Origin of the sequence: Pseudomonas sp. R11F (assembly GCF_050312575.1) — a bacterium.
GTDB classification, from domain to species: Bacteria; Pseudomonadota; Gammaproteobacteria; order Pseudomonadales; family Pseudomonadaceae; genus Aquipseudomonas; species Aquipseudomonas palleroniana.
On sequence record NZ_JBNPJU010000026.1, the window covers coordinates 1 to 4,529 of the forward strand.

Here is a 4,529-nt window from a genome sequence, read left to right on the forward strand (position 1 = left end):
ATAGCGGTGGATCAGCCAGCTTATCTGCCGCTGCCCCACCGCTATCGGGAGCAAGCCCCCTCCCACATTGGCCCCATTTCAGATTGGTCCTATCTCAGATTGGCCCCATTCAGATTGGGTTTGCGAGCCTGTCAGGCTTTTTGCCAGACCTTGGGTTTGAAGAACAGCGTTTCGCCCCGCGCCAGGCCGATCAGGCTGTCGTGATCCTTCACCACTTCGGCCTCGATCAGCTCGCTCTGGCCTTCAACCTTCAGGGTTACCCGCGTGGTGGCCCCCAATGGACGGATATCGCGCACCTCAGCCGCGTGGTGGTCTTCCAGCTCATGCCGTGACAGCGACACTTCGTGCGGCCGGAACAGCACGTGCTGGTCCTCGCCCAGATGCAGACGGTTGGAGTCACCGAGGAAGTGGTACACAAAGTCGCTGGCCGGATTTTCATAGACATCACCCGGTGAGCCGATCTGCTCGATCACGCCTTTGTTCATCACCACGATACGGTCGGCGACTTCCATGGCCTCTTCCTGGTCGTGGGTCACGAACACCGAGGTCAGGTTGATGTCTTCGTGCAGGCGCGCCAGCCAGCGGCGCAGCTCCTTGCGCACCTTGGCGTCAAGGGCACCAAACGGCTCATCCAGCAGCAGCACCTTGGGCTCCACCGCCAAGGCACGGGCCAGGGCAATACGCTGGCGCTGGCCACCGGAGAGTTGTTCCGGGTAGCGATCGGACAGCCAATCGAGCTGCACCATGTTCAGCAGCTCGTGTACCTTGCCCGCGATCTGGCTTTCGCTCGGGCGTTGGTTTTTTGGCTTCATGCGCAGGCCGAAGGCGACGTTATCGAACACCGTCATGTGGCGAAACAACGCGTAGTGCTGGAACACGAAGCCGACGTTGCGATCCCGCACGTCGTGGCCGGACACGTCTTCACCGTGGAACACGATATTGCCGGCGTCCGGGGTCTCAAGGCCCGCGATGATGCGCAACAAGGTGGTCTTGCCGCAGCCGGACGGGCCGAGCAACGCCACCAGCTCGCCACTCTGGATGTCCAGATTGATGCTGTTCAGGGCCTTGAAGGCGTTGAAGTTCTTGCTGACATTACGGACTTCGATCGACATGACTTATTCCTCACCGGCGCTTTTGCGCAGGCGGTTGATACGGTTCTCGCTCCACTGCTTGAGCAGCAGGATGAAGAGCGCCAGGATCAGCAACAGGCTGGCCACCGCAAACGCGGCAACGTGGTTGTATTCGTTGTAGAGAATCTCGACATGCAGCGGCAGGGTGTTGGTCACGCCACGAATGTGGCCGGACACGACCGACACCGCGCCGAACTCGCCCATCGCCCGGGCGGTGCACAGCACCACGCCGTAGATCAGGCCCCATTTGATGTTCGGCACGGTCACATGCCAGAACATCTGCCAGCCATTGGCGCCGAGCAGGCGCGCAGCCTCTTCTTCCTGGGTGCCCTGCTCCTGCATCAGCGGGATCAACTCACGCGCCACGAAAGGCACGGTGACGAAGATGGTGGCAAGCACAATGCCGGGCAAGGCGAATACGATCTGGATGTCATGCGCTTGCAGCCATGGGCCAAAAAAACCCTGGGCCCCGAACATCAGCACGTAGACCAGGCCCGCGATCACCGGCGAAACCGAAAACGGCAGGTCGATCAGCGTCACCAGGATGCTTTTGCCACGGAACGAATATTTGCTTACGCACCATGCCGCGCTGACGCCGAACACCAGGTTGAGCGGCACCGAAATCACTACCGCGATCACCGTGAGCTTCAGCGCCGACAGCGCATCGGGTTCGAGGATCGCGGTGAAGAACGCACCGAGGCCGTTCTTCAAGCCCTGGGACACCACGATAAACAGCGGCAGCAGCAGGAACAATGCAAACACCAGCCAGCCGAGGCTGATCAGGATACGTCGCGATACGGCACTACCGCGCCGGGCAGCGTTGGCCGAGGACGCGGCGGAAATAGACGATTGGGACATGTTCCGCGCCTCCTTATGGACGTTCGATGCGCCGCTGCAACAAGTTGATCAGCAGCAGCAAGACAAAGGAAACCACCAGCATCAACACGCCGATGGAAGTGGCGCCGCGGTAGTCGTACTGATCGAGCTTGACCATGATCAGCAACGGCAGGATCTCGGTTTTCATCGGCATGTTGCCGGCGATGAAAATCACCGAACCGTATTCACCCACGCCTCGGGCAAATGCCAGGGCGAAGCCGGTCAGCCAGGCAGGCAACAACGCAGGCACCAGGATATAGCGGAAAACCTGCAGCGGCTTGGCGCCCAGGCAGGCGGCGGCCTCTTCAACTTCCCGGGGGATATCGGCGAGCACCGGCTGCACCGTACGCACCACGAATGGCAACGTGACGAAGGTCAGCGCCAGGGTGATACCCAATGGGGTGTAGGCGATCTTGAAGCCCAGGTCCGCAGCGAACTGGCCAACCAGGCCATTAGGCGTGTACAGCGCAGTCAGCGCGATACCGGCCACGGCGGTGGGCAGGGCAAACGGCAGGTCGATCATCGCATCGATGATCTTGCGTCCGGGGAAGGTGTAGCGCACCAGCACCCAGGCCAGCAGCGTGCCGATCACGCCGTTGATCAGGGCGGCATACAGCGCGGTGCTGAAGCTGAGTTTCAACGCCGCCACCACCCGTGGTGCGCTGATGATGTTCCAGAACTGATCCCAGGTGAGTTGAGCGGCGTGTACAAACATCGCCGCCAGGGGGATGAGTACGATCAGGCTGAGGTACACCACGGTGTAGCCCAGCGTCAGCCCGAAGCCGGGTATGACGGGGGAAATACGACGCGACATAAGAGTCCTTGGTTAGCGGTGACATACCACTGCGGTAGCGAACCTATCGTGGCGAGGGAGCTTGCTCCCGCTGGGCTGCGCAGCGGCCCCAAAACCAGGCGACTGAGTTGCCGGTTTGGGAGCGCTTCGCGCTCCAGCGGGAGCAAGCTCCCTCGCCACGGAAAGCGGGCTCCAACAGATAATTTGGCTTATTGCGCCGTGTAGATCTGGTCGAACACACCACCGTCATTGAAGAATTTCGGTTGGGCAGTTTTCCAGCCGCCGAAGTCTTTGTCGATAGTCACCAGGTCCAGTTTCGGGAACTGCTGGGCGTATTTTGCAGCGACTTTCTCATCGCGTGGGCGGTAGAAGTTCTTCGCGGCAATCTCCTGGCCAGCCGGGCTGTACAGGTGTTTCAGGTACTCGGTAGCGATCTCGGTGTTGCCCTTTTTCTCGGCGTTCTTGTCGACCACGGCCACCGGCGGCTCCGCGAGGATCGACAGGGACGGCACGACGATATCGAACTTATCGGCGCCGCCGTCTTCTTTCAACGCCAGGAACGCCTCGTTTTCCCAGGCCAGCAACACGTCACCCTGACCGTTGTTGACGAAGGTGATGGTCGAGCCGCGGGCGCCGGTGTCGAGCACAGGAACGTGCTTGAACAGCTCTTTCACGTATTCCTGGGCCTTGGCTTCGCTACCGCCAGCCTTCAGGCCGTAGGCCCAGGCGGCGAGGAAGTTCCAGCGAGCACCGCCGGAGGTTTTCGGGTTCGGGGTAATCACCGAAACGTCTTTCTTGATCAGGTCGCCCCAATCCTTGATGCCTTTGGGGTTGCCCTTGCGCACCAGGAACACGATGGTCGAGGTGTACGGGGTGCTGGCGTCCGGCAGCCGGGTTTGCCAGTTTTCCGGCAGGGTCTTGCCCAGCTTGGCGATTTCGTCGATGTCGCCGGCCAGCGCCAGCGTCACAACGTCAGCGCGCAGGCCGTCGATCACCGCCCGGCCCTGCTTGCCCGAACCGCCATGGGATTGCTGGATCTTGACGTTGTCATCCGGGTGGGACTGTTTCCAGAATTGGGTGAACTCAGCGTTGTAGTCCTGGTACAGCTCACGAGTCGGGTCGTACGAGACGTTGAGCAACTCGTAGTCCTTGGCAACGGCGGAACCGGCAAACACGGCACTGGCCAGGGCGGCCAAGGCATAACGGCGAATCGACGACATAGAAGGCTCCTGAAATTCGGGGTGTTGGCTTTTTCTTATAGTTGCGGGGTCTATCGCCGTAGTTGCTTAGTTCGGTTTGTTACCCGGGTTCTGCAAACGGAATTTTTCCTTGCGTTCGATCTGTACCACTTGAGCGTTGTGCACGGTGATTTCCACCGCGCCAAACCGCAGATCGCGCAAGGCGCTCTGGATCTCACGCAAAATGGCTGCTTCGTCCTGGCCGTCGACGCTACGTAGAGATGCGCTCATGGTCTCGCTCCTGAAATGAATAGTGCCTCGCAGTGGCGGCACTGCTTGCGGCGTGAGAGCGATAGTAGATAAGCGCGGATATTCTTAAAAATACTATTTAAGAATGTTTATATAACCAGAAAGAATTTTCTGGCAAGACTTGGAGTTGCAAAGGTTTTTTATCTTCATTCGCTGAAATCAAGCCCAGTGACGTTCCACATGGGGGAGGGGGCTTGCTCCCGATAGCGGTGCGTCAGGTTGGAAACTCTTGGCTGAACCACC

General features: G+C 59.7%; 5 protein-coding genes. All 5 read right to left on the reverse strand.

Going from position 1 to position 4,529, the window contains the following annotated elements:
- Window positions 1-131: 131 nt before the first annotated feature.
- Window positions 132-1,112, reverse strand: a complete 981-nt coding sequence (locus ACQRBV_RS08090) for a sulfate/molybdate ABC transporter ATP-binding protein (protein WP_090367583.1) — start codon at window positions 1,110-1,112, stop codon at window positions 132-134.
- A gap of 3 nt (window positions 1,113-1,115) precedes the next feature.
- The gene (cysW, locus tag ACQRBV_RS08095; protein WP_060755537.1) at window positions 1,116-1,988 is read right to left on the reverse strand and encodes a sulfate ABC transporter permease subunit CysW; all 873 of its coding nucleotides are present in this window, start codon (window positions 1,986-1,988) and stop codon (window positions 1,116-1,118) included.
- A 13-nt stretch (window positions 1,989-2,001) separates the two neighbouring features.
- Window positions 2,002-2,820: a sulfate ABC transporter permease subunit CysT gene (gene cysT / locus ACQRBV_RS08100; RefSeq protein WP_090367587.1), complete on the reverse strand. Its 819-nt coding sequence runs from the start codon at window positions 2,818-2,820 to the stop codon at window positions 2,002-2,004.
- A 188-nt stretch (window positions 2,821-3,008) separates the two neighbouring features.
- Window positions 3,009-4,019 (reverse strand): sulfate ABC transporter substrate-binding protein, encoded by a 1,011-nt coding sequence (locus tag ACQRBV_RS08105; RefSeq protein WP_060755535.1) that lies wholly within the window; start codon window positions 4,017-4,019, stop codon window positions 3,009-3,011.
- A 66-nt stretch (window positions 4,020-4,085) separates the two neighbouring features.
- A complete protein-coding gene (gene oscA / locus ACQRBV_RS08110; RefSeq protein WP_060755534.1) occupies window positions 4,086-4,268 on the reverse strand; it encodes a sulfur starvation response protein OscA in 183 nt (60 codons plus the stop codon).
- Window positions 4,269-4,529: the final 261 nt, after the last annotated feature.

What these genes read in the sequence shown, in the direction of transcription:
- ACQRBV_RS08090 (WP_090367583.1), bottom strand. Translation starts at nt 1,112, where the DNA reads ATGTCGATCGAAGTCCGTAATGTCAGCAAGAACTTCAACGCCTTCAAG.
- cysW (WP_060755537.1), bottom strand. Translation starts at nt 1,988, where the DNA reads ATGTCCCAATCGTCTATTTCCGCCGCGTCCTCGGCCAACGCTGCCCGG.
- cysT (WP_090367587.1), bottom strand. Translation starts at nt 2,820, where the DNA reads ATGTCGCGTCGTATTTCCCCCGTCATACCCGGCTTCGGGCTGACGCTG.
- ACQRBV_RS08105 (WP_060755535.1), bottom strand. Translation starts at nt 4,019, where the DNA reads ATGTCGTCGATTCGCCGTTATGCCTTGGCCGCCCTGGCCAGTGCCGTG.
- oscA (WP_060755534.1), bottom strand. Translation starts at nt 4,268, where the DNA reads ATGAGCGCATCTCTACGTAGCGTCGACGGCCAGGACGAAGCAGCCATT.